Source organism: Herbiconiux sp. 320_LB (genome assembly GCF_059691755.1).
In genome coordinates this window covers 259,126-279,733 of the sequence record NZ_JCAWAD010000004.1, presented here as the reverse complement: position 1 = coordinate 279,733, position 20,608 = coordinate 259,126, and the positions used below count along the sequence as shown (strand labels likewise).

The 20,608-nt window shown below is 70.5% G+C and carries 13 protein-coding genes; 5 read left to right on the top strand and 8 right to left on the bottom strand.

Annotated features, from left to right (window positions below; translation table 11 throughout):
- Positions 1-18 precede the first annotated feature (18 nt).
- The gene (glgX, locus tag AC59HU_RS12705; protein ID WP_497223791.1) at positions 19-2,079 is read left to right on the top strand and encodes a glycogen debranching protein GlgX; all 2,061 of its coding nucleotides are present in this window, start codon (positions 19-21) and stop codon (positions 2,077-2,079) included.
- Positions 2,080-2,259: 180 nt separating this feature from the next.
- Here the strand turns inward: glgX and AC59HU_RS12700 are convergent, their stop codons facing one another.
- Positions 2,260-3,696 carry a DHA2 family efflux MFS transporter permease subunit gene (locus AC59HU_RS12700; protein WP_497223790.1) on the bottom strand — a complete coding sequence of 479 codons (1,437 nt, stop codon included), beginning with the start codon at positions 3,694-3,696 and terminating at the stop codon, positions 2,260-2,262.
- Positions 3,697-3,777: 81 nt separating this feature from the next.
- On the opposite strand from AC59HU_RS12700, the gene AC59HU_RS12695 reads away from it, so the two are divergent.
- Positions 3,778-4,404, top strand: coding sequence for a TetR/AcrR family transcriptional regulator (locus AC59HU_RS12695; protein ID WP_497223789.1), 627 nt, complete (start codon positions 3,778-3,780; stop codon positions 4,402-4,404).
- Between the two features lie 7 nt (positions 4,405-4,411).
- Here the strand turns inward: AC59HU_RS12695 and AC59HU_RS12690 are convergent, their stop codons facing one another.
- Together AC59HU_RS12690 and glgP are read right to left on the bottom strand one after the other, a co-directional pair.
- Positions 4,412-5,875, bottom strand: a complete 1,464-nt coding sequence (locus tag AC59HU_RS12690; protein WP_497223788.1) for a DHA2 family efflux MFS transporter permease subunit — start codon at positions 5,873-5,875, stop codon at positions 4,412-4,414.
- Positions 5,876-6,230: 355 nt separating this feature from the next.
- A complete protein-coding gene (gene glgP / locus AC59HU_RS12685; protein ID WP_497223787.1) occupies positions 6,231-8,828 on the bottom strand; it encodes an alpha-glucan family phosphorylase in 2,598 nt (865 codons plus the stop codon).
- Between the two features lie 112 nt (positions 8,829-8,940).
- Here glgP and AC59HU_RS12680 point away from each other — a divergent pair, with 112 nt between their 5' ends.
- Both AC59HU_RS12680 and glgB read left to right on the top strand, forming a co-directional pair.
- Entirely contained in the window at positions 8,941-11,151 is a 2,211-nt protein-coding gene (locus tag AC59HU_RS12680) for an alpha-1,4-glucan--maltose-1-phosphate maltosyltransferase (protein ID WP_497223786.1), read from the top strand.
- A complete protein-coding gene (gene glgB, locus AC59HU_RS12675) occupies positions 11,148-13,370 on the top strand; it encodes a 1,4-alpha-glucan branching protein GlgB (RefSeq protein ID WP_497223933.1) in 2,223 nt (740 codons plus the stop codon). Before AC59HU_RS12680 ends, glgB begins: the two co-directional genes overlap by 4 nt.
- Before the next feature lie 455 nt (positions 13,371-13,825).
- Here glgB and AC59HU_RS12670 read toward each other — a convergent pair whose 3' ends face one another.
- A complete protein-coding gene (locus tag AC59HU_RS12670; protein WP_497223785.1) occupies positions 13,826-14,845 on the bottom strand; it encodes a tetratricopeptide repeat protein in 1,020 nt (339 codons plus the stop codon).
- The gene (locus AC59HU_RS12665; RefSeq protein WP_497223784.1) at positions 14,842-16,647 is read right to left on the bottom strand and encodes a DUF8094 domain-containing protein; all 1,806 of its coding nucleotides are present in this window, start codon (positions 16,645-16,647) and stop codon (positions 14,842-14,844) included. Before AC59HU_RS12665 ends, AC59HU_RS12670 begins: the two co-directional genes overlap by 4 nt.
- Positions 16,648-16,770: 123 nt before the next feature.
- Here AC59HU_RS12665 and AC59HU_RS12660 point away from each other — a divergent pair, with 123 nt between their 5' ends.
- Positions 16,771-17,826, top strand: a complete 1,056-nt coding sequence (locus AC59HU_RS12660; protein WP_497223783.1) for an AI-2E family transporter — start codon at positions 16,771-16,773, stop codon at positions 17,824-17,826.
- 3 nt (positions 17,827-17,829) lie between these two features.
- Here AC59HU_RS12660 and AC59HU_RS12655 read toward each other — a convergent pair whose 3' ends face one another.
- Genes AC59HU_RS12655 through AC59HU_RS12645 form a run of 3 tightly spaced genes read right to left on the bottom strand, consistent with a single transcriptional unit; the run spans position 17,830 to position 20,578 of the window.
- Positions 17,830-18,549, bottom strand: coding sequence for an alpha/beta hydrolase (locus tag AC59HU_RS12655; protein ID WP_497223782.1), 720 nt, complete (start codon positions 18,547-18,549; stop codon positions 17,830-17,832).
- A gap of 2 nt (positions 18,550-18,551) precedes the next feature.
- Positions 18,552-18,902, bottom strand: a complete 351-nt coding sequence (locus tag AC59HU_RS12650; protein ID WP_497223781.1) for an Rv1322 family protein — start codon at positions 18,900-18,902, stop codon at positions 18,552-18,554.
- 23 nt (positions 18,903-18,925) lie between these two features.
- On the bottom strand, positions 18,926-20,578 hold the full coding sequence (locus AC59HU_RS12645) for a cation:proton antiporter (protein WP_497223780.1): 1,653 nt from the start codon (positions 20,576-20,578) through the stop codon (positions 18,926-18,928).
- Positions 20,579-20,608 lie beyond the last annotated feature (30 nt).

The following is a 20,608-nucleotide window of genomic DNA, read 5'->3' as shown; positions in this document are numbered from 1 at the left end:
ACCACTACTCTAAGTCCCATGACTTCGGCCGACCCCCTTGCCCGGATGGGCGTCCGCCAGACTTCGCACGGCGGAGAGATCCGCGTCTGGTCCGAGAACGCGACCAGTGTCGAGGTCTGTCTGTACGACCAGAAAGACCCGAACTGGGTGTTCAAATCGGTGCCGCTCTCCCGGGATGCGGACGGCGTCTGGTCCGGCCGGTCGCGGAGCCTTGCGCCCGGCCGCCGCTACAGCCTCCGGGTCGACGGGCCCGAGGGGCCGCGGAACGCCTTCGACCCGACGCTCGCCCTCCTCGACCCGTACGCGCGCGGGATCGTGCGCTCGGGGCGCGAGCAGTTCCGGAGCGTCGTCGTCGACGAGGAGTTCAACTGGAACGGCGTCGCGAAGCCCGCGACCCCCCTCGACCGCACGGTCATCTACGAGGCGCACGTCAAGGGCATCTCGAAGCTCAACCCGCGCATCCCGGAGCACCTTCGCGGCACCTACGCGGGTCTCGCGCACGAGTCGAGCATCGGCTACCTCAAGAGCCTCGGGGTGACCGCCGTGGAGCTGCTGCCCGTGCAGGCCTTCGTCTCGGAGCAGCGGCTGCAGAAGCAGGGGCTGACCAACTACTGGGGCTACAACACCCTCGGCTTCTTCGCGCCGCACAGCCTCTACGCCTCCCGGACCGCGCAGGCCGAGGGTCCCGGGGCGGTGCTCCGCGAGTTCAAGGGCATGGTGAAGCTGCTGCACGAGGCCGGGCTCGAGGTCATCCTCGACGTGGTCTACAACCACACCGCCGAGGAGGGCCGGCTCGGGCCGACCACGAGCTTCCGCGGCATCGACAACTCCGGGTACTACCGTCAGACCTCGCGCGGCGACTACGTCGACGTGACCGGATGCGGCAACTCGATCGACACCAGCACCCCGGCCGCGGCCCGGATGATCCTCGACTCGGTGAGGTACTGGGCGAACGAGGTGCAGATCGACGGCTTCCGGTTCGACCTGGCCGCCACCCTCGGTCGCAACGCCGACCACTACTACGACCCCCAGCATCCGCTGCTCACCGCGCTCGTCGAGGATCCGGAGCTCGCCGGGGTGAAGATGATCGCCGAACCGTGGGACGTCGGGATGGGCGGCTGGCAGACCGGCAACTTCCCGCCGCACTGGACGGAATGGAACGACCGGTTCCGCGACCGGATGCGCAAGTTCTGGCTGCGCGACATCAAGTCGATCCGCGAGAACGGCAACCCGGGCGACGGCGTCGGGATGCTCGCCACCCGGATCGCGGGATCCTCCAACACCTTCTCCCAGGCCCGCGGCCCGCTCGCCTCGGTGAACTTCGTCACCGCGCACGACGGCTTCACGCTGGCCGACCTGACGGCGTACAACATCAAGCACAACGTGGGCAACGGCGAGTCGAACCGCGACGGCACCGACAACAACATGTCGTACAACCACGGCATCGAGGGCCCCACCGGCAGTCGCACGATCGAGCAGTCGCGACGACGGGCGATGCGCAACCTGATGGGCACGCTGCTGCTCTCGGCCGGGGTGCCGATGATCACCGCGGGCGACGAGTTCGGCCGCAGCCAGAAGGGCAACAACAACGCCTACTGCCACGACAGCGAGCTGACCTGGATCAGCTGGGACCGCCGCACCTGGCAGAAGGATCTCTGGCGCACCACCCAGCACCTGCTGCGGGTGCGGCGCGAGAACCCGGCGCTCCGGCCCGAGCACTTCGGCGTCTTCGGCGAGCGCACGCCTGGGGCGAGCCAGCTCGACTGGTACGACATCCGCGGGGGCTCGATGTCGGTCGCCGACTGGAACTCGCCCGAGTACCGCACGCTGGTCTACGTGGCGGCGTCCACGCCCGAGCAGGAGCCCTTCAACCGCATCCTCACCGTCATCCACGGCGTCGAGGCGGCCGAGACCGTGACGCTGCCCGAGCACGACGGGGTCGAGGCCTACGAGCTGCTCTGGGACTCGGCGGAGGACGCCCCGACCACCCACCACCACGACGACCCGCTCCCCCGCTTCGCGCCGGGGGACACGGTCGAGGTGGGTGCGGTCTCGCTGCAGCTCTATCGAGCGGTGTAGAACCTGTTTCTGCGCCGGGGCGCCTCTCGCCTGCGGCGAGGGGCGCCCCGGCGGTCGCGCCGGTCCCTGCCCGGCGCGACGCGACATGTTCGGGTGAGGTCGCTATCGCGGCCTCGCCCTCACCTTGGGTCGTCGGGTACGGCCCGCCGCTTCCAGCGTTCGTCGGAAGTCCGGGGCCGATCAGGCTGCGGGTTCAGACCGCGGGTGGCGACCGGCGGGGAGGAGCAGGGCCAGGAGGGCGGCCAGGAAGAGGACCGCGGCTCCTGTGGCTACCGCGGGAACCGCCGCGTCGACGTAGCCGGTGGGGGTGAAGCTGCCGCCGGCGCCGGTGAAGACCGCCGTCAGCACCGCGATGCCGAGCGCGACGCCGATCTCCCGCAGGGTCGAGTTGGTGCCCGAGGCCTTCGCGTTGTCCTCCGGCGACATGTTCGCCAGCACCGCCGTCGAGGCCGGCGCGAACACCAGGCCCATCCCGATCCCGGCGAACACGAACGCGGGCACCAGCAGCCCGTAGTCGAGCGTGGTCGACAGGGTCACGGCCAGCCAGGTGACGCCGACGGCCTGCAGCAGCAGCCCCACCACGATCAGGAGCCGGGTGCCCACCCGCGGTGCGATCAGCCCGGCGAGCGGGGCCACCACCATGGGCGCCAAGGTCCACGGCATGGTCATCACACCGGCCTCGAGCGGTGTCGCTCCGCCGACGATCTGCAGGTACTGGATTAGGATGAAGATCGAGCCGAAGATGCCGAAGCTGAACGTCAGGCCCACGATGTTCGACACCGTGAAGCTGCGGTCGCGGAACAGCCGCAGCGGCAGCAACGGGTTCGCCTGCCGGCGCTCCCAGAGCACGAAAGCCACCAGCAGCAGCACCCCTGCGATGAGCGACCCCATCACCTCGAGACTCCCCCAGCCGGCGTCGTTGCCCCGCACGACGCCGTAGACGATCCCGAGCACACCGAGCCCGGCGAGCGCCACACCCGGCAGGTCGACCCTCAGCCGCCGCCCGAACGAGTTCGGCAGCGCCAGCAGCACGAGCGGGATGCTCAGGATGCCGACGGGCACGTTGAGCCAGAAGATCGCATCCCAGTTCCAGCCCTGGATCACCGCGCCGCCGATGAGCGGGCCCAGCGCGACGCCGAGGCCGGAGATTCCGCCCCAGATGCCGATGGCGAGCGGTCGCAGCGCCGAGCTCACCGAGCCGACCAGCAGGGTGAGCGACAGCGGCATGAGTGCGGCGCCGCCCACTCCCTGCAGCGCGCGGGCGACGATGAGCATCCACGGTTCGGTCGCCAGCGCGCACAACGCCGAGGCCAGCGTGAACACGGCGATGCCCGCCAGGAAGACGTTCCGCCGGCCGAGCCGGTCGCCCAACGCCACCGCGAGGAGCATGAACGTCGCGAAGCTCAGCGTGTACGCGTTGACGAACCACTGCAGCTGCTCGATCGAGGCATCGAGTTCGCGACCCAGCACGGGGAGCGCGCTGGTGACCACCAGATTGTCGAGCGTCGCCATGAACATCGGCACCGAGGCGGCGATGACGGCGAGCCAGACCGGGATGCGCCGTCGACCGGACGGGATGGGGGCCTCGAGCGCCTGGGCCTGGTCGGTGATCGCCATGATGATCCTTCGGGAGCGTTGTAGAGGTAATCGGATGATTACTAACTGGACTATAAGTAATCGGCTGATACCATGTCAAGCGTGACCGACTCCACTCCCGCTAGACGCTCGCGGATGCCCGCCGAAGAACGCCGCGAGCAGGTGCTCGATGCCGCCATGTCGGTGTTCGGCGAACTGGGCTACACGGGCGCCACCACCGACCGGGTCGCCCATGCCGCCGGCGTCAGCCAGCCCTACGTGGTGCGCATGTTCGGCACGAAGGAGCAGCTGTTCCTCGAGGTGCTGAACCGGGCCCTGCTGCAGCTCGTGGCGGCGTTCCGCGAGGCCATCGCGGGCGACCCCGTGGTGCCGATCGGGCGCCGTCTGGGCCTGGCGTACTTCGCGCTGACCGCTGACCGCGGCATCCTGCTCTGCCTGATGAACGCGTTCTCGCTCGGCAGCGATCCGGCGATCGGTCCGGCGGCCCGCTGCGGATTCATGGACGTCTACCGTCTGCTCCGCGACGAGGCGGGGATGTCGTCGCAGGAGGCCTCCGACTTCCTCGCGGGCGGCATGCTGGCGAACGTGGTGCTCGGGATGCGCCTCCTCGACGACTATGACGCTGATGCGGGGGTGCGCGAACTCCTTGGCACCGTCTTCCCCGAGAAGCTCGACTTCGTCCGCGCGTCGCAGCCGGGGCCGCAAGGGACCCCGCCAGCAAGGACGTGATTACGCACTAACGGCGGAGGGCGTGGGTCACTGCGGTGCTGAGGGCAGCGGTGGCGCCGGCCCGGTCGTGGGTGGGGAGGGCCTGGGCGGGGGCGGGGCCGTGGCCCTTGCCGGGCGGGAGCGCCAGGGCCGCGAGCGCCGCGACGAGGAGCACGAGCGCCCCGATGCCCACGGCGGGCACCGCGGCCTCGATGTAGCCCGTCGGGGTGAACCGCCCGCCGAGCCCGACGAAGACCGTCGTCATCACCGCGATCCCGAGCGCGACCCCGATCTCGCGGATCGTCGAGTTCGCCCCCGAGGCCTTCGCGTTGTCCTCGGCCGCCATGTTCGCCAGCACCGCGGTCGAGATCGGGGCGAAGACGAGCCCCATGCCGATGCCGCCCGCGATGAAGCCCGGCAGCATCAGCGCGTAGTGCAGCTCCTGGGTCATGGTCAGCGCCAGCCAGCCCACCGCCCCCGCCTGCAGCAGGCAGCCGACCACGATCAGCACCCTGGTTCCCACGCGGGGCGAGAGGATGCCCGTGAGCGGGGCGACGAACAGCGGCGAGAGGGTCCACGGCATCGTCATCAGGCCCGCCCCGAGGGCGTCGACCCCGGCCACGATCTGGAGGTACTGGATCAGGATGAACACGGCCCCGAACATCCCGAAGCTGAAGGTCAGGCCCACGACGTTGGCGACGCGGAAACTGCGGTCGCGGAACAGCCGGAGCGGCAGCAGCGGGTCTGCGACCCGCGACTCCCAGACCACGAACGCCGCCAGGAGCGCGGCCCCCGCGATCAGCGGTACCAGCACCGTCGGGCTCGCCCAGCCCGCGCTGTTGCCGTTCACGATGCCGTAGACCAGCCCCAGGATGCCGAGCCCGGCGAGCACCACGCCCAGCACGTCGGCCCGTACCCGGATCCCGATCGAGTCCGGCAGCGCGTACAGCGCCAGCGGCACCGCGACCACCCCGACCGGCACGTTGATCCAGAAGATCGCGTCCCAGTCCCAGCCCACCAGCACCGCACCGCCGATCAGCGGTCCGAGGGCCACGCCGAGCCCGGAGACCCCACCCCAGATGCCGATCGCGAGGTTGCGGGCGGCGGGCGACACCGAGCCGACCAGCAGCGTCAGCGACAGGGGCATGATCGCCGCCGCGCCCGCGCCCTCGACGGCCCGCGAGACGATCAGCATCTCCGGGGTCGTGCTGAGCGCGCAGGCGGCCGACGAGAGCGTGAACACCACGATGCCGATCAGGAACACGCGACGGCGCCCGTAGCGGTCACCGAGCGAGACGGCCAGCAGCATGAACGTGGCGAAGCTGAGGGTGAAGGCGTTCACGAACCACTGCAGCTGCTCGATCGACGCGTGCAGGTCGCGCCCGATCACCGGCAGCGCGCTCGTCACCACGAGGTTGTCGAGCGTGCCCATGAACACCGGGAGCGACGCGGCGACGATCGCGAGGGCCGTCGGTATCCGTCGTGCGCTCATCCGCAGCCCCTTCGCGAGCGTGATCCCCCCGGGACCACCGGTTCAGGGTACAGGCAGAGGGCGGCCGGAGTAAGCAGCCGCCACCCCCGGCTGTGCTAGCTGCGCCGGGGCACCTCTCGCCTGCGGCGAGGGGCGCTCCGGCGGTCGCGCCGGTCCCTGCCCGGCGCGACGCGACATGTTCGGGTGAGGTCGCTATCGCGGCCTCGCCCTCACTCTGGGTCGTCGGGTACGGCCCGCCGCTTGCCATCACCTGCGGAAGGCTTGGGTTGGTGCGGTGCCAGGCCGCCTACAGCGGCTGGCCCGGCCCGGCCCGGCCGGCCCACAGCGGCCGGGCCGGGCCGGGCCCGGCGCGGGCTCAGTGCGCCGAGGCGATCAGGCCCAGCTCGGCGGGGGACGCCAGGTTCGCGTGCTTGGGCACGATTCGGACGGTGTAGCCGAAGGACCCCGCCCGCGAGAGCGAGAGCGTGCCCGAGTAGACGAGCTCGCCGCCGTCGGGAGCCGCGTCGGTCGACCCGGCGGTTCCCCGGGCACCGACGGCGTGCGGCCGCTCGAGCTCGGCGACCGCCACGTCCGTGAGCTCGTCGCCGTGGGCCGCGTGGCCGTAGACGACCTCGACGGCCACGTCGTCCGGCGAGAGCCCGTCCAGCTGCACGTGCGCCCGCACATGCAGCTCGTCGCCGACCTGCGGGGTGTCGTCCAGTCCGCCCGACTCGACGTGCACGACCGCGACGCCCGGCCACGCGGCGCGCACCCGGTCCTTCCACTCGGCGAGCTCGCGCGCGGCCTCGTGGTCATCGACCGTCATCGCCCGCTCGGCCTCGGCCGCCGGCACGTAGAGCCGCTGCACGTACTCGCGCACCATCCGCTCGGCGCTCAGCTCGGGAGACAGCGTCGAGAGCGTGTGCCTGATCGACTGCATCCAGTGCTGCGGGATGCCGTCGGCGTCACGGTCGTAGAACCGCGGCGCCACCTGGTTCTCCAGCAGGTCGTAGAGGGCCTCCGCCTCGAGCGAGTCGCGCTCCTCGGCATCCCCGGCGGAGTCGGCCGTCGGGATGGCCCAGCCGTTCTCGCCGTCGAAGTACTCGTTCCACCACCCGTCGAGGATCGAGAGGTTGAGCCCGCCGTTCAGCGCCGCCTTCATGCCCGAGGTGCCGCAGGCCTCGAGGGGGCGGAGCGGGTTGTTCAGCCAGACGTCGGTGCCGGGGTAGAGCAGTTGCGCCATCCCGATGTCGTAGTTGGGCAGGAACACCATGCGCTGGCGCACCTCGGGGTCGGAGGCGAACTGCACCAGCTTCTGGATCAGCCGCTTGCCCTCCTCGTCGGCCGGATGCGACTTGCCCGCGATCACGAACTGCACCGGGCGCTCCGGGTTCAGCAGGATCGACTTCAACCGCGCCGGGTCGTGCAGCATCAGCGTGAGCCGCTTGTAGGTCGGCACCCGCCGCGCGAAGCCGATCGTCAGCACCTCGGGGTCGAGCAGCTTCTGGAACCAGCTCGGCGCGATCGAGTCCGGGTTCTGCTCGCGCCACGCCTCGGTCACCCGGCGGCGTGCGTCGTGCACCAGCTGCCGCCGCATGTCGCCGCGCACCGCCCAGAGCTCGGCATCCGTCACCGCGTCCGAGGACCAGTCGGCGGTGGTCGTGTCGCCCGTGCCGAGCTTGGAGCGGGAGAGCTCCTGCAGCAGCGGATCGGTCCAGGTCGGCGCGTGCACCCCGTTGGTGACCGAGGTGATCGGCACGTCGTCGCGGTCGAAGCCGGGCCAGAGCCCGGCGAACATCCCGCGGCTGACCGCGCCGTGCAGCACCGAGACGCCGTTGGCGCGCTGAGCGAGCCGCAGCCCCATGACGGCCATGTTGAACACGTCGGGCGAACCGCCCTCGTAGTCCTCCGCGCCGAGGGCGAGCACCTGCGCGACGTCGAGTCCCGGCAGCATGTCGGTGGAGAAGTACCGCTCCATCAGAGTGCGCTCGAAGCGGTCGATGCCGGCGGGGACCGGGGTGTGGGTGGTGAAGACGGTGCCGGCGCGCACGACCTGCAGGGCCTGGTCGAAGCTCAGCCCACCGCCGATCAGGTTCGAGATCCGCTCCAGGCCGAGGAATCCGGCGTGGCCCTCGTTGGTGTGGTAGACCTCGGGCATCGCCGAGTCGGTCAGTTCGGCGAGCACCTCGAGGGCGCGCACGCCGCCAATGCCCAGCAGCAGCTCCTGCAGCAGGCGGTGCTCGCTGCCGCCGCCGTAGAGGCGGTCGGTCACGCTGCGCAGGTCGTCGTCGTTGTCCGGGATGTCGGTGTCGAGCATCAGCAGGCGCACGCGCCCGACCTGCGCTTGCCAGATGCGGGCGTGCAGCGCCCGATCGGCCGGCAGCGCCAGCACGATCTGCGCCGGGGTGCCGTCGGCCTGGCGAAGAACCGACAGCGGGAGGCCGTCGGGGTCGAGCACCGGGTAGCTCTCCTCCTGCCAGCCGTCCCGCGAGATGGCCTGCGAGAAGTAGCCCGCTCGGTAGAACAGGCCCACGCCGATGATGGGCACGCCGAGGTCCGAGGCGGCCTTCAGGTGGTCGCCGGCCAGGATGCCGAGACCTCCGGAATACTGCGGCAAGGCCGCGGCGATCCCGAACTCGGGTGAGAAGTACCCGATCGACCGGGGCCGCGGGCCGTCGAGCTGCTGGTACCAGCGCGGCTCCTCGAGGTACGCGTGCAGCTGGTCGCGCAGGCTGTCGGCCCAGGCCACGAAGCCGGCGTCGGCGGCGAGCTGCTCGAGGCGCTCGGGACGGACCGCGCCCAGCAGGGCGACCGGGTCGCCGAGGGTCGCGTGCCAGTCGTCCGGCGAGATGAGGGCGAAGATCTGCTGCGTCGGCTGGTCCCAGGCCCAGCGGAGATTCGCCGCGAGTTCGCCGAGCGCGCTCAGCGACTCCGGCAGCACGGAACGGACGGTGAACTTGCGAATCGCCTTCACGCGATGAGCCCTTCTGCAGCGGTGGTCCGACCAACTCGGCCAGCCTAGGCCAGACGGGTTTCCACGCGGTGAACGCCCTTGTGCGCACTACCTTTCTCGGTAGGGTCTGAGTGTGGCTGCTACACGTAAACGACCCGCTTCTCCGAAGGCCTCCGCTTCACGGAAGGCCGTCCCTCCCGAGGCCGAGGAGACGCAAGCGACGGCGCCCGCCGCGGCTGCCGAGGCGGCTCCGGACGCGGCATCTGCCGCGACATCGCAGGCGACCGATGCGGTTTCGCCGGCGGCCCCGCCGGTCGCGTCGTTCACCCCCTCGGCCGGCCGCATCCCGATCCTCGGCGTGTTCCCCGAGGTCGACGGCGGCCGCTGGCCGGCGAAGGGCTACTCGGGCGAGGTCATCCCGTTCGGCGCCACCGTCTTCCGTGAGGGCCACGACGCCGTCGGCGCGCACCTCGAGCTCGAGCGGCCCGACGGCACCGTCTTCGACCGGCCGCTGCACCGCACCCACAGCTGGGACGACGAGTGGCGCGGTCTGGCGCAGGTCGACGTGCAGGGCGACTGGCGGTTCCGCATCCGCGCCTACTCCGACGACTACGCCACCTGGGAGCACAACGCGAGCGTCAAGATCGCCGCGGGCATCGACGTCGAGCTGATGTTCGCGATCGGCGCCGAGCTCTTCGCCCGTCTCGCCGGCGAGGCCGACCGCCCCGAGGCCGAGCGCACCCTCTTCTCCCAGGTCGCCGCCTCGCTCGGCGAGACCGCCGGGCCGATCCCCGACCGCCTCGCCCCCGCCTACTCCGCCGCCGTGCAGGAGGCGCTCGAGGTGCGGCCCGCCCAGAGCCTGGTCACCCACTCGGAGTGGCACCCGCTCCGCGTCGAGCGCACCCGCGCCGGGGCCGGGGCCTGGTACGAGTTCTTCCCCCGCTCCATCGGTGCGGTGAGGGACGAGGACGGCGGCTGGACCAGCGGCACCTTCCAGACCGCGGCGAAGCGGATCCCGGATGTCGCGGCCATGGGCTTCGACGTGCTCTACCTGCCGCCCATCCACCCGATCGGCGAGGCGTTCCGCAAGGGGCGCAACAACACCCTCGACCCCAAGCCCGGCGACCCCGGATCCCCGTGGGCGATCGGCGGGGCGGCCGGCGGGCACGACACCGTGCATCCTGATCTCGGCACCATCGACGACTTCCGCGCCTTCGTGGCCGCGGCGACCGGGTCGGGCCTGGAGATCGCCCTCGACTTCGCCCTGCAGGCCTCGCCGGATCACCCGTGGGTCACCGAGCACCCGGAGTGGTTCACCACCCTGCCGGACGGTTCGATCGCCTACGCCGAGAACCCGCCGAAGAAGTATCAGGACATCTATCCGATCAACTTCGACAACGACCCCGAGGGCATCCGCGCCGAGGCCCTCCGGGTGCTGGAGTACTGGATCGGCCTCGGCGTGCACATCTTCCGCGTCGACAACCCGCACACGAAGCCGCTGAACTTCTGGGAGTGGGTCATCCACGAGGTCAACGCCGCGCATCCCGAGGTCGTCTTCCTCGCCGAGGCGTTCACCCGCCCGGCGCCGATGCAGGCGCTCGCGAAGGTGGGCTTCCAACAGTCGTACACCTACTTCACCTGGCGCAACACGAAGACCGAGATCGAGGAGTTCTTCACCTCGATCTCGCAGGAGACGGACGCCTTCTTCCGCCCCAACCTCTTCGTCAACACCCCCGACATCCTCACCGAGTACCTGCAGTTCGGCGGGATGCCGGCGTACCGGATCCGCGCGGTGCTCGCCGCCACCGGGGCGCCCACCTGGGGCGTGTACTCCGGCTACGAGCTGATCGAGAACGTCGCGCGACCGGGCTCGGAGGAGAACGTCGACAACGAGAAGTACGAGTACAAGCCTCGTGACTTCACCGCCGCCGAGGCGGAGGGCCGCTCGATCGCCGAGGACATCACGCGCCTGAACGCGATCCGTCGCGCCCACCCGGCGCTCTGCCAGCTGCGCAACCTCCGGGTGCACGGCAGCGACGACGACGCGATCGTCGTCTACTCCAAGCACCTCGCCGCCGAGTTCACACCCGACGGCGTCTCGGACACCGTGATCGTGGTCGTGAACACCGACCCGCACTCGGTCAGGGAGACGACCGTGCACCTCGACCTCACCGAGTTCGGGCTCCCCTCCGACGCCGAGTTCCCGGTGGTCGACCTGCTCACCGGCAACGCCTGGCAGTGGTCGGCCAACAACTACGTGCGGCTGGATGCCTTCTCCGCACCCGCGCACATCCTCCACCTGATCCACGAGACCGACCCCGACAGCGAAGGCGGCACCCCCTGATGCCCTCCCCCGACGGCGCAACCGCCCTCACCCTCCCCGAGTTCCCGGAGGAGGTGCTCCAGCAGGTCGCTGCCGGGTCGTACTACAACCCCCACGCGGTCCTCGGCCAGCACCTCGTCGAGGCCGACGGGGTCTCCGACCCGGTCACCGTCATCCGGTCGCTTCGCCCCCTGGCCACCGAGGTCAGCGCGGTGCTCTCCACTGGCGCGCGGGTCGAGCTGACCCACCTGTACGGCGGCATCTGGCAGGGCTTCACCCTCACGGGCCTGAACGACTACCTGATCGAGGCCCGCTACGACGACGGCAGCGTCTGGACCGCCGACGACCCGTATCGCTTCGCGCCCACGCTCGGCGAGCTCGACCTCCACCTGATCGGCGAGGGCCGGCACGAGAAGCTCTGGGAGGTGCTCGGCGCCCGCGTCGAAGAGACCTGGGGTGTGGATGCCGCGACCGCGGGGACCGCGTTCGCGGTCTGGGCACCGCACGCCAAGGCCGTGCGCGTGATCGGCGACTTCAACGGCTGGGACGGCGTGCGCCACGCGATGCGCAGCCTCGGCGGCACCGGGGTCTGGGAGCTGTTCATCCCGGGCCTGACCGACGGCGGCAACTACAAGTTCGAGATCCTCACCCAGTACGGGCAGTGGGTCAGCCGTGCCGACCCGATGGCCCGGTACACCGAGGTCCCGCCGCTCACCGCCTCGGTGATCGGCACCACCCGGTACCAGTGGCAGGACGAGGCGTGGATGACCCGCCGGGCCGCGGTCAACCCGCACACGCAGCCGATGAGCGTGTACGAGATGCACCTCGGCTCGTGGAAGCCGGGGCTCGACTACCGGTCGCTCGCCGACGAGCTGATCCCCTACCTCGAGCACCTCGGGTTCACGCACGTGGAGTTCATGCCGCTCGCCGAGCACCCGTTCGGCGGATCCTGGGGCTATCAGGTCACGAGCTACTACGCCCCGACCTCCCGCTTCGGCCACCCCGACGACCTGCGCTACCTGATCGACCGGCTGCACCAGGCCGGGTTCGGCGTGCTGATGGACTGGGTGCCCGGCCACTTCCCGAAGGATGAGTGGGCGCTCGCGCGGTTCGACGGCGAGGCGCTGTACGAGCATCCGGACCCCCGCCGCGGTGAGCAGCCGGACTGGGGCACCCTGGTGTTCGACTTCGGCAACCGAATGGTGCGCAACTTCCTGGTCGCGAACGCCCTGTACTGGCTGCAGGAGTTCCACATCGACGGCCTCCGGGTCGACGCGGTGGCGAGCATGCTCTACCTCGACTACTCCCGCAAGGAGGGCGAGTGGATCCCGAACCAGTACGGGGGCCGCGAGAACCTCGAGGCGATCAGCCTGCTGCAGGAGGTCACGGCGACCGCCTACAAGACCAGCCCCGGCATCGTGATGATCGCCGAGGAGTCGACCTCGTGGCCCGGTGTCACCCACGCGACCGATCGCGGCGGGCTCGGCTTCGGCATGAAGTGGAACATGGGCTGGATGCACGACTCGCTGGGCTACATCGAGCAGGACCCGATGTACCGCTCGTACCACCACGGCGAGATCACCTTCTCGTTCCTCTACGCGTTCAGCGAGAACTTCATGCTCCCGATCTCGCACGACGAGGTGGTGCACGGCAAGGGCTCGCTGCTCAGCAAGATGCCGGGCGACCACTGGCAGAAGCTCGCCAACCTGCGCTCGTACCTCGGGTTCATGTGGGCGCACCCGGGAAAGCAGCTGCTGTTCATGGGCCAGGAGTTCGGGCAGCCCTCCGAGTGGAGCGAGGAGCGGGGCCTGGACTGGTGGATCCTCGACCAGCCCTCGCACCAGCAGCTCCTCGGACTGGTGGCGCGGCTGAACACGGTCTACAAGGAGAACCCGGCGCTCTGGACCCTCGACAACGAGCCGGCCGGCTTCGAGTGGATCGACGGCGGGTCGTCGTCGCAGAACCTGGTGTCGTTCCTGCGCTGGGACTCCGAGGGCAACCCGATCGCGGTGCTGATGAACTTCTCGGGCGCCCCCGTGGGCCCGTACCGCGTCGGCCTGCCCTTCGGCGGCCGCTGGGATGAGCTGGTAAACACGGATGCGGTCGAGTACGGCGGTTCCGGAGTCGGCAACTACGGCTCGGTCGAGGCCGAGTACGTCCCCTGGTCGGGCCGCCCGGCGTCTGTCGAGCTCACCCTCCCCCCGCTGGCGGCTCTGTACCTGAAGCCCCACCGCCCTTAGCTGGTTGCCGCGCCGCCGCCTCTGCGGCGCGGGCGACATGTTCGCGTGCCGTCGGAGAGCGCGGCCTTCGGTCGTGCTCTCCGGCGACGCGCTCACCCTGGGTCGTCGAGTACGGCCCGCGGCTTCGTGTGCCGTTGCTTCGGTCTCTCGTGCGGCCCCGACTGTCGGCGACCCGTCAGTTGTTGCCGCTATGGCGTCGAAATAGCGGCAACAAGTGACGGATCGCGGACCTGGGGACGGCATTCGACCCTGAGGGCACTGTGGCCGCGGGTCGCAGACCTGGGGACGGCGTTCGATCCGGAGGCGCGGGCGCCGGGGCGACGCTGCGGGCCGTACTCGACGACCCAGGGTGAGTGCGCGGCCGCGTGAGCGACCCCACACGAACATGTCGCGCTGCGCCGGGCGGGGACCGGCGCAGCCCGGGAGACGCGCGCGAAGCACGCGCCTCCCGGCAGCTAGTACAACAAGCCCGTCAGGCGCCGGCGCGCCGCCACGACACGGGGGTCGTCGGCACCGGCGACCTCGAAGTACTCCAGGAGGCGGGTGCGGATGGCGGTCTTGCCCTCGGCGTCCTGCTTCGGGAAGAGGGTGAGTAGCCGGTCGAAGGCATCCTCGAGGTGACCGCCGGAGATGTCGAGGTCGGCGACCGCGAGCTGGGCGTCGAGGTCGTCGGGGGCGGCCGCGGCGGCCGAGCGGATCTCGTCGAGCGACGTGTCCTGGAGGCGCGCCAGCAGGCTCACCTGCGCGAGCCCGGCCACGGCGAGGGCGTCGCGCGGGTTCTGGGCGATCGCCGTCTGGTACTCGCGGATGGCGGTGGCGTAGTCGCCGTTCGCGATCGCGTCGTAGGCCTCGGCGTGGTGCGGCGGCAGCGGCTCCTCCACGGGCTCGGCGGGCGGCGCATCCGGATCGACGTCCTGCGCCACGACCGTGCCCGTGACGCCGTTCTGGGCGGCGAGCTGCAGCACCTGCTCCAGCACGGCCCGCACCTCGGACTCGGGGTACGCGCCCTGGAACAGCGACACCGGCCGACCGCCGACGATCGCGGCGACCGTCGGCACCGACTGCGCCTGGAAGGCCTGCGCCAGCTGCGGGTTCGACTCGGCATCCACCCCGACCAGCACGAACCGGCCGGCGTACTCGCGCACGACCTTGCCCAGCACCGCGGTGATCTCTTTGCTCGCCTCGGCCCAGTCGGCCTTGAGGTCGACGATCACCGGCACCGTGTTCGAGAGCTCGATGATCTCGGTGAAGTTCGCGTCGTTGCCCTCGAGCACGAGAGAGGGCACGACGGGCGCCACGCTCCCGCCGTCGGCGGAGGTGCCACCCGCGGAGCCCGCGATGGTGGGAGCTCCGGGCGCACTGGGCGCACCCGTGCCGGCCGGGGCTCCGACCGCGCCCGAGCGGGCACGGTTCACCAGGGAGGACAAATCGACGGCTCCGCGCAGGTTTCCGGCGGAGGGCGGGGGGATGCTCACGGCAGTTCCTTCGCTTGGACGAGCCCCTGCGTGAATCCGAGGAGCTCGGCTTTGGTGGTGTCGCCCGACGGCGGGATGTAGAACAGCAGCTGGTAGTCGAAGATCGCCTCGGTGCCCTTCGAGCTCTCGTTGACTCCCGAGAGCGCCTTCACCGCACCCGTCGGGCTCACGGTGGCGCCCGACTCGGTCGGCTTCACGGTCTGCGACTCCCGCAGGTCGACCGCGACCAGAGCACCCGACTCGGTCGTGGCGAGCGCGATGTTCTGACCCGGTGCGGGCACGGTCGCGAACTCCATGGTCGCGGTCGAGGAGAGCGCAGCCTTGGCCGAGTTCTTGTAGTCCACGCCCACCTGCGTGCGGAGCGTGTCGCCGTTCGGGTCGACGGCGTTGATGTAGCTGCTCGCGTCGCCCACCTGGAGGATGTCGGCGTACGCGGTCTTCAGCTGGTCCGGCGTCATGGTCAAGAGCTTCGACTCCGGCGCGAGGCGCGTGGTGCCGACGCTCGCCGCCGCCACCGACGGGAGGCTGGTGTCGGGTTCGAGCGTGATGGCGTAGTAGACCTTGTAGTTCGACCGAGCGGTCTCCTGCTCGAGCATCAGCGCGACCGGCGGAACCGTGGTGTCGGCGCCCTGCACGACGGTGAACACCGTCTTGGGCCAGCTGTTGCTGGCCTGGGGCAGCACGACCTCGAGCGGCCCGGCCGGGATCGGCTGGGGCGCCGCGTACTCGGGGAACCCACCGCGGATCGCGTAGGTCGCCTTCCGCAGGTCGAGCGCGGGCCCGGTGAAGCGCGGAGCCAGCGCGTCGGCGCTGGAGGCCGCGTCGCCCTCGGCGGCGACCGTGGAGATCGAGGAGACGATCCCCTCCAGCTGAGCCTGGGTGACGGCGGGCATCGGGGTGCCGTCGTCGGCCGCCTCCACGGGCTCGCCGGGAGTCGGTGTCGGGTCGGGGGTGGCGGCCGTCGTCGCCGCATCCGAGTCGGCCGGAGTCGCCGGTGCGGCCTGGGGCCAGTAGTCGGACGAGCAGCCGCTGAAGGCGAGCACCGAGGCCAGGGCGAGCGGCGCCGCGATCAGCGGGGCGATCGAGCGACGGCCACGCTTCATGCCGGACTCGATCGCGTTGGTGCGCGACGGCGAGAAGCGCTTGCCCTTGGGCAGCGCGGGCGGCTTCCGCCTCGGGCGCTGCGAGCGCCGCATGTGCAGCAGGCCGAGCACGAGCAGCACCAGACCGGCGAGCAGGAACGCCACGCCGGCGACCAGCAGCGGCCCGACCCAGGGGGTCGCATTGGCGATCGGCCAGGAGATCGAGACCGAGGTGGGCGCGGGGCTCGTGCCGTCGGCCGCGACGATCACCGAGTACCCGGCGGGCAGGTTGACCGTGCGGTACATCGCGTCCTCCGCCGTGTACTGCTCGAGCCAGAGGTCGCTGCCGGCCGGGTTCGCCGATCCGCTCGCCACGTTCTGGGCGGCGTCGGGGTTGGCCGAGACGTTCTCCGCGGTCAGTTCGCGGCTCTGGTCGTCGTAGCCGATGCGCTCGTAGTCCGAGCCGTCCAGCCACGCCTCGACGTCAGACGTGCGGCCGTACGCGGCGAACACGGTCGAGCTGCCGGAGAAGACCAACGACTGCTTCCCGTCGTGCGTGAGCAGCGTGTCGGAGTCGATCATCAGGTACGGCGCGGTGCCGTCGGTGGTGACCGAGGCCGACACCGTGTCCGGTGGAAGGAAGACGGTTCGCTGCGCGACACCGGCGCCGATCAGCGCGGTCGCGATGATGAAGGCGAAGATGGCGAAGATAAAGCGCACGAAGACTCCTGACAAAGACATTAAAAGATAGCCGATCCCCCTGGAGTCGCGCACAGCGAACGTTCAGACGACCATAGGATTGGTCCACGCCCCGCCCCGGACGCCGTACTCGAGGGAGACCCCGTGAAGATCCAGAACGCGTTCACGCTCGGTATCGTCGCCACGCTCGGCGTCGGCGTGGGCATCGGGATCCTCGGCGCGGTCGCCTCCCTGGCGACGATCCTCACCTACATCGGCGTCGCGATCTTCATCGCGCTGGGCCTGGATCCGATCATCAGCTGGCTCGAGCGCAAGCACTGGCCCCGGTGGCTCGCCATCCTCACCGTGCTCGTCGCGGTCCTCGGCATCTTCACCGGTCTGGTGTTCGCGGTCGTGCCGATCATCGTCGAGCAGACCACCCAGCTGATCGGGATCATCCCCGACCTCGTGAACCGGGTGCTCGACCAGCAGTGGCGCGACACCGTCACCGAGCAGCTCGGCGGCTTCCTCGACGTCAACGAGATCTACAACGCGGTGGTCAGCTACTTCCAGGATGCGGGCAACGTCACGGCCCTCGCCGGCGGCGCCCTGCAGGTCGGCATCGGGATCGCGAGCGGCTTCTTCGGCGCGATCATCGTGCTCATCCTCACCCTGTACTTCACCGCGTCGCTGAACGGGATGAAGCGGGCGGTCTACCGCCTGGTCCCCGCCTCCAAGCGCGAGCGGTTCGCCGATCTCAGCGAGCAGGTCACCGGCGCGGTCGGGCGGTACGTGGTCGGGCAGATCAGTCTGGCGCTCTGCAACGGCATCCTGAGCTTCATCTTCCTCTCGATCATCCAGGCGCCGTTCTCCGCGGTGCTCGCCTTCCTCGCCGGCATGCTGTCGCTGATCCCCCTGGTCGGCACGATCTCCGGGTCGACGATCATCGTGCTGGTCTGTCTGATCCCCGGGCTCGGCTCACCACTGACCGCGCTGGTCGCCGGCATCTACTACATCGTCTACATGCAGGTGGAGGCCTACCTGCTCAGCCCGAAGATCATGAACCGGGCGGTCTCGGTGCCCGGGTCGATCGTGGTGATCGCCGCTCTCGCGGGCGGCACGCTGCTCGGCGTGCTCGGCGCCCTGGTCGCGATCCCGATCGCGGCGTCGATCCTGCTGATCATCAAACAGGTCGTCATCCCGATCCAGAATGAACGCTGAGGGTCAGACCTCGTAGGTCGTCGGCAGCGGGTAGGCCGCCGCGTTCACCCGCGCCACGATCTCGTCCAGCACCCGACGGGTCTGCTGCTCCCCCACCCAGAGGTGCTTGCCACCCTCGACCTCCACGAAGTCCAGGCTCGGCACGCTCGCGAACCGGGCGCGCGCCTCGGCGGGCCGGAGGAAGTCGTCGAGCTCGGGCACCAGCGCGACCAGCTGCTTGCCGTTGCCCTCCCAGGCCGCGACTTCGGCGTCGCTGGCCCGGTGCAGCGGCGGCGAGAGCAGGATGGCGCCGTCGATCGGGTACTGCGCCCCGTAGCGCAGCGCCAGCTCGGTGCCGAACGACCAGCCGACGAGCCACGGATGCGGCAGCCCCTGCTCGGCCACGAACTCCATCGCCGCCTGCACGTCGTAGCGCTCGCCCTCGCCCTCGTCGAAGGCGCCCTCGCTCGTGCCCCGCGGCGAGGAGACCCCGCGCAGGTTGAAGCGCAGCACCGCGAGGTCGGCGAGCGCCGGCAGCCGGGCCGCCGCCTTGCGGAAGATGTGGGAGTCCATGAACCCGCCGTGGGTGGGCAGCGGATGCAGGGTCACCAGCGTGGCGACCGGGTCGCCCGAGAGCGGGGTGGCGAGCTCGCCGACCAGGGTCAGTCCGTCGGCCGTGTGCAGCTCGACGTCCTCCCGACGGGCGGGCAGCTCGGTGCCGGAGCGGATCTCGATCGTCGTCATGGTCAGGCTCCGATTCTCCAGCAGTGGGTGTGCCAGTGGCGGCGTGCGGCCAGGTCGCTCGCGTCGCCGAGCACGCCGTCGGCGCGCCAGGTCACCAGGTGCGCGGTGCCCTGGGCCACGGTGAGGCCGCAGCCGGGGCAGAGGTAGTCCTTCACGGCCGAGGCCGCCGAGACGGGCTGCACGTTCCAGTCGCCGCTCCGGCGGTGCTCGACGCGGCGCCAGCCGGCCATCAGGCGATCCAGGCCCGGCTGGTCGTCCTCGGTGCCGCCGTTGCCGCCGCTCGCACCGTTCGGGCCGCCGCCGTTCTTGCCGCTTCCGCCCGCGCGGCGACGGGGGCGGTTGCTGCGGGGCATGCCCCAAGTCTACGAGCCGCGCCTCAGTGCGTGTCCGAGCCGTCCATCTGCTGCAGCCGCGACTCCTCCTGGTCGAGCATCACCTGAGCCCGCACCAGGATGCGCGAGCTGTACGCCCCGCGACCACGGGCATCCAGGAGCGCCGTGCGCTCGGCGCGCAGCACCTCGAGTCTGAGCACCCGGTACTGACGGTGCGGGGCGCCGGCGGAGGCACCCCCGTCGCCCGGGTCCGCGGCGTGCGCCCGTTCCCAGGCCGACTCGCTGCGGAGGTCGGCGTCGCTCCTGACCCGCTCGACGACGCTCTCGTCGACCTCCTCGCCGCTCGGCAGGCTGAGCGTCGCCACCTCCAGCACCTGGAGTCCGGCGACCCGCAGCTCGTCGACGAGGGTCGCGAACTCGGCGTGGTCGGCCGACTCGTCGATGCCGCGGAGGCGGGTCATCCTGATGACCCAGGGCAGGGTGCCGCCCTGCCCGATCAGCGTCACGATCGAGACCGTGAACGCGATGAGGATGAGCTGGCTGCGATACGGGGTCGACTCCGGCAGCGACTGGGCGGCCGCGACCGTGACCACCCCGCGCATCCCGGCCCAGGTGAGCACGAGGCCGCCCCGCCAGCCGAGCGCCTCGGCGGCATCCTGCCCCGTGGGGTCGCGCCGCCGGGCCCGGGCGCGCTGGATCGTGAGCAGGGGGCCGACGAACAGGAACCGGATGAGGAACAGCACCGCGGCCGCGCCGATACCGAGCAGCACGGCGCCGATGGCGTTGAGGTTGTCGTTCTCGGTGCTCCGGGTGATCGCGCCGAGGAAGATGTCCTTGAGCTCCAGCCCCATCAAAAGGAAGACGCCGTTCTCGAGCAGGAACTGGATCGTGCGCCAGTTCAGACGCTCGCTGATCCGCGTCGACGCCGAGAAGTGCTGCGCCCCCATGTGCCCGGTGTACAGCCCCGCCACGACGACGCTGAGCACGCCGGAGGCCCCGACCGCCTCGGCCGGGATGTAGGCGATGAACGGGATGACAAAAGAGACCGCGGTCGTGAGCACCGAGTCGGTGAGCTTGGACCGGAAGAACACGGTCACGAACCCGACGAGGATGCCGACCCCGATCGCGATGATCGACGAGTAGGCGAAGTCGATCGTCACTCCCCCGAACCCGCCGAGGGCGATCGTGCCCGCGGAGGCGGCGACAGCCGTGCGCAGCAGCACCAGTGCCGAGGCGTCGTTCACCAGGCTCTCGCCCTCCAGCACCGCGATCAGTCGCGGCGGCAGGCCGAGCTTCTTGCCGATGGAGGTGGCGGCCACCGCATCCGTCGGGCTGATCACCGCGCCCAGGGCGATCGCCGCAGCGAGGTTGAGGTCAGGGAGGATCACGAACAGGATGAACCCGGTCACGACCGCGCTGACGATCACGAGCAGCACCGACAGCACCGAGATCGAGCCGAAGTTCTTACGGAAGTCCACCAGCGGCAGGTTGATCGCCGAGGAGTACAGCAGCGGCGGCAGCACCACGGCGAGGATGATCTCGGACGGCACGTGCACCGGCGGGATGCCGGGGATGAGCGAGATCCCGATGCCGATCACGACCAGCACGATGGGGGTCGCGAGCCGCAACTTCGGCGAGAGCGCCGACACTCCGACGATGATGATCAGACAGATCACCGCGATGATCTCCGGCCTCATGGGGTCAGCCTACTGAACACCCCCGACGCG

Coding starts and splice junctions, on each gene's coding strand:
- glgX (WP_497223791.1), top strand. CDS start 19: ATGACTTCGGCCGACCCCCTTGCCCGGATGGGCGTCCGCCAGACTTCG.
- AC59HU_RS12700 (WP_497223790.1), bottom strand. CDS start 3,696: ATGGCGATCACCGACCAGGCCCAGGCGCTCGAGGCCCCCATCCCGTCC.
- AC59HU_RS12690 (WP_497223788.1), bottom strand. CDS start 5,875: ATGAGCGCACGACGGATACCGACGGCCCTCGCGATCGTCGCCGCGTCG.
- AC59HU_RS12655 (WP_497223782.1), bottom strand. CDS start 18,549: ATGACGACGATCGAGATCCGCTCCGGCACCGAGCTGCCCGCCCGTCGG.
- AC59HU_RS12650 (WP_497223781.1), bottom strand. CDS start 18,902: ATGCCCCGCAGCAACCGCCCCCGTCGCCGCGCGGGCGGAAGCGGCAAG.
- AC59HU_RS12645 (WP_497223780.1), bottom strand. CDS start 20,578: ATGAGGCCGGAGATCATCGCGGTGATCTGTCTGATCATCATCGTCGGA.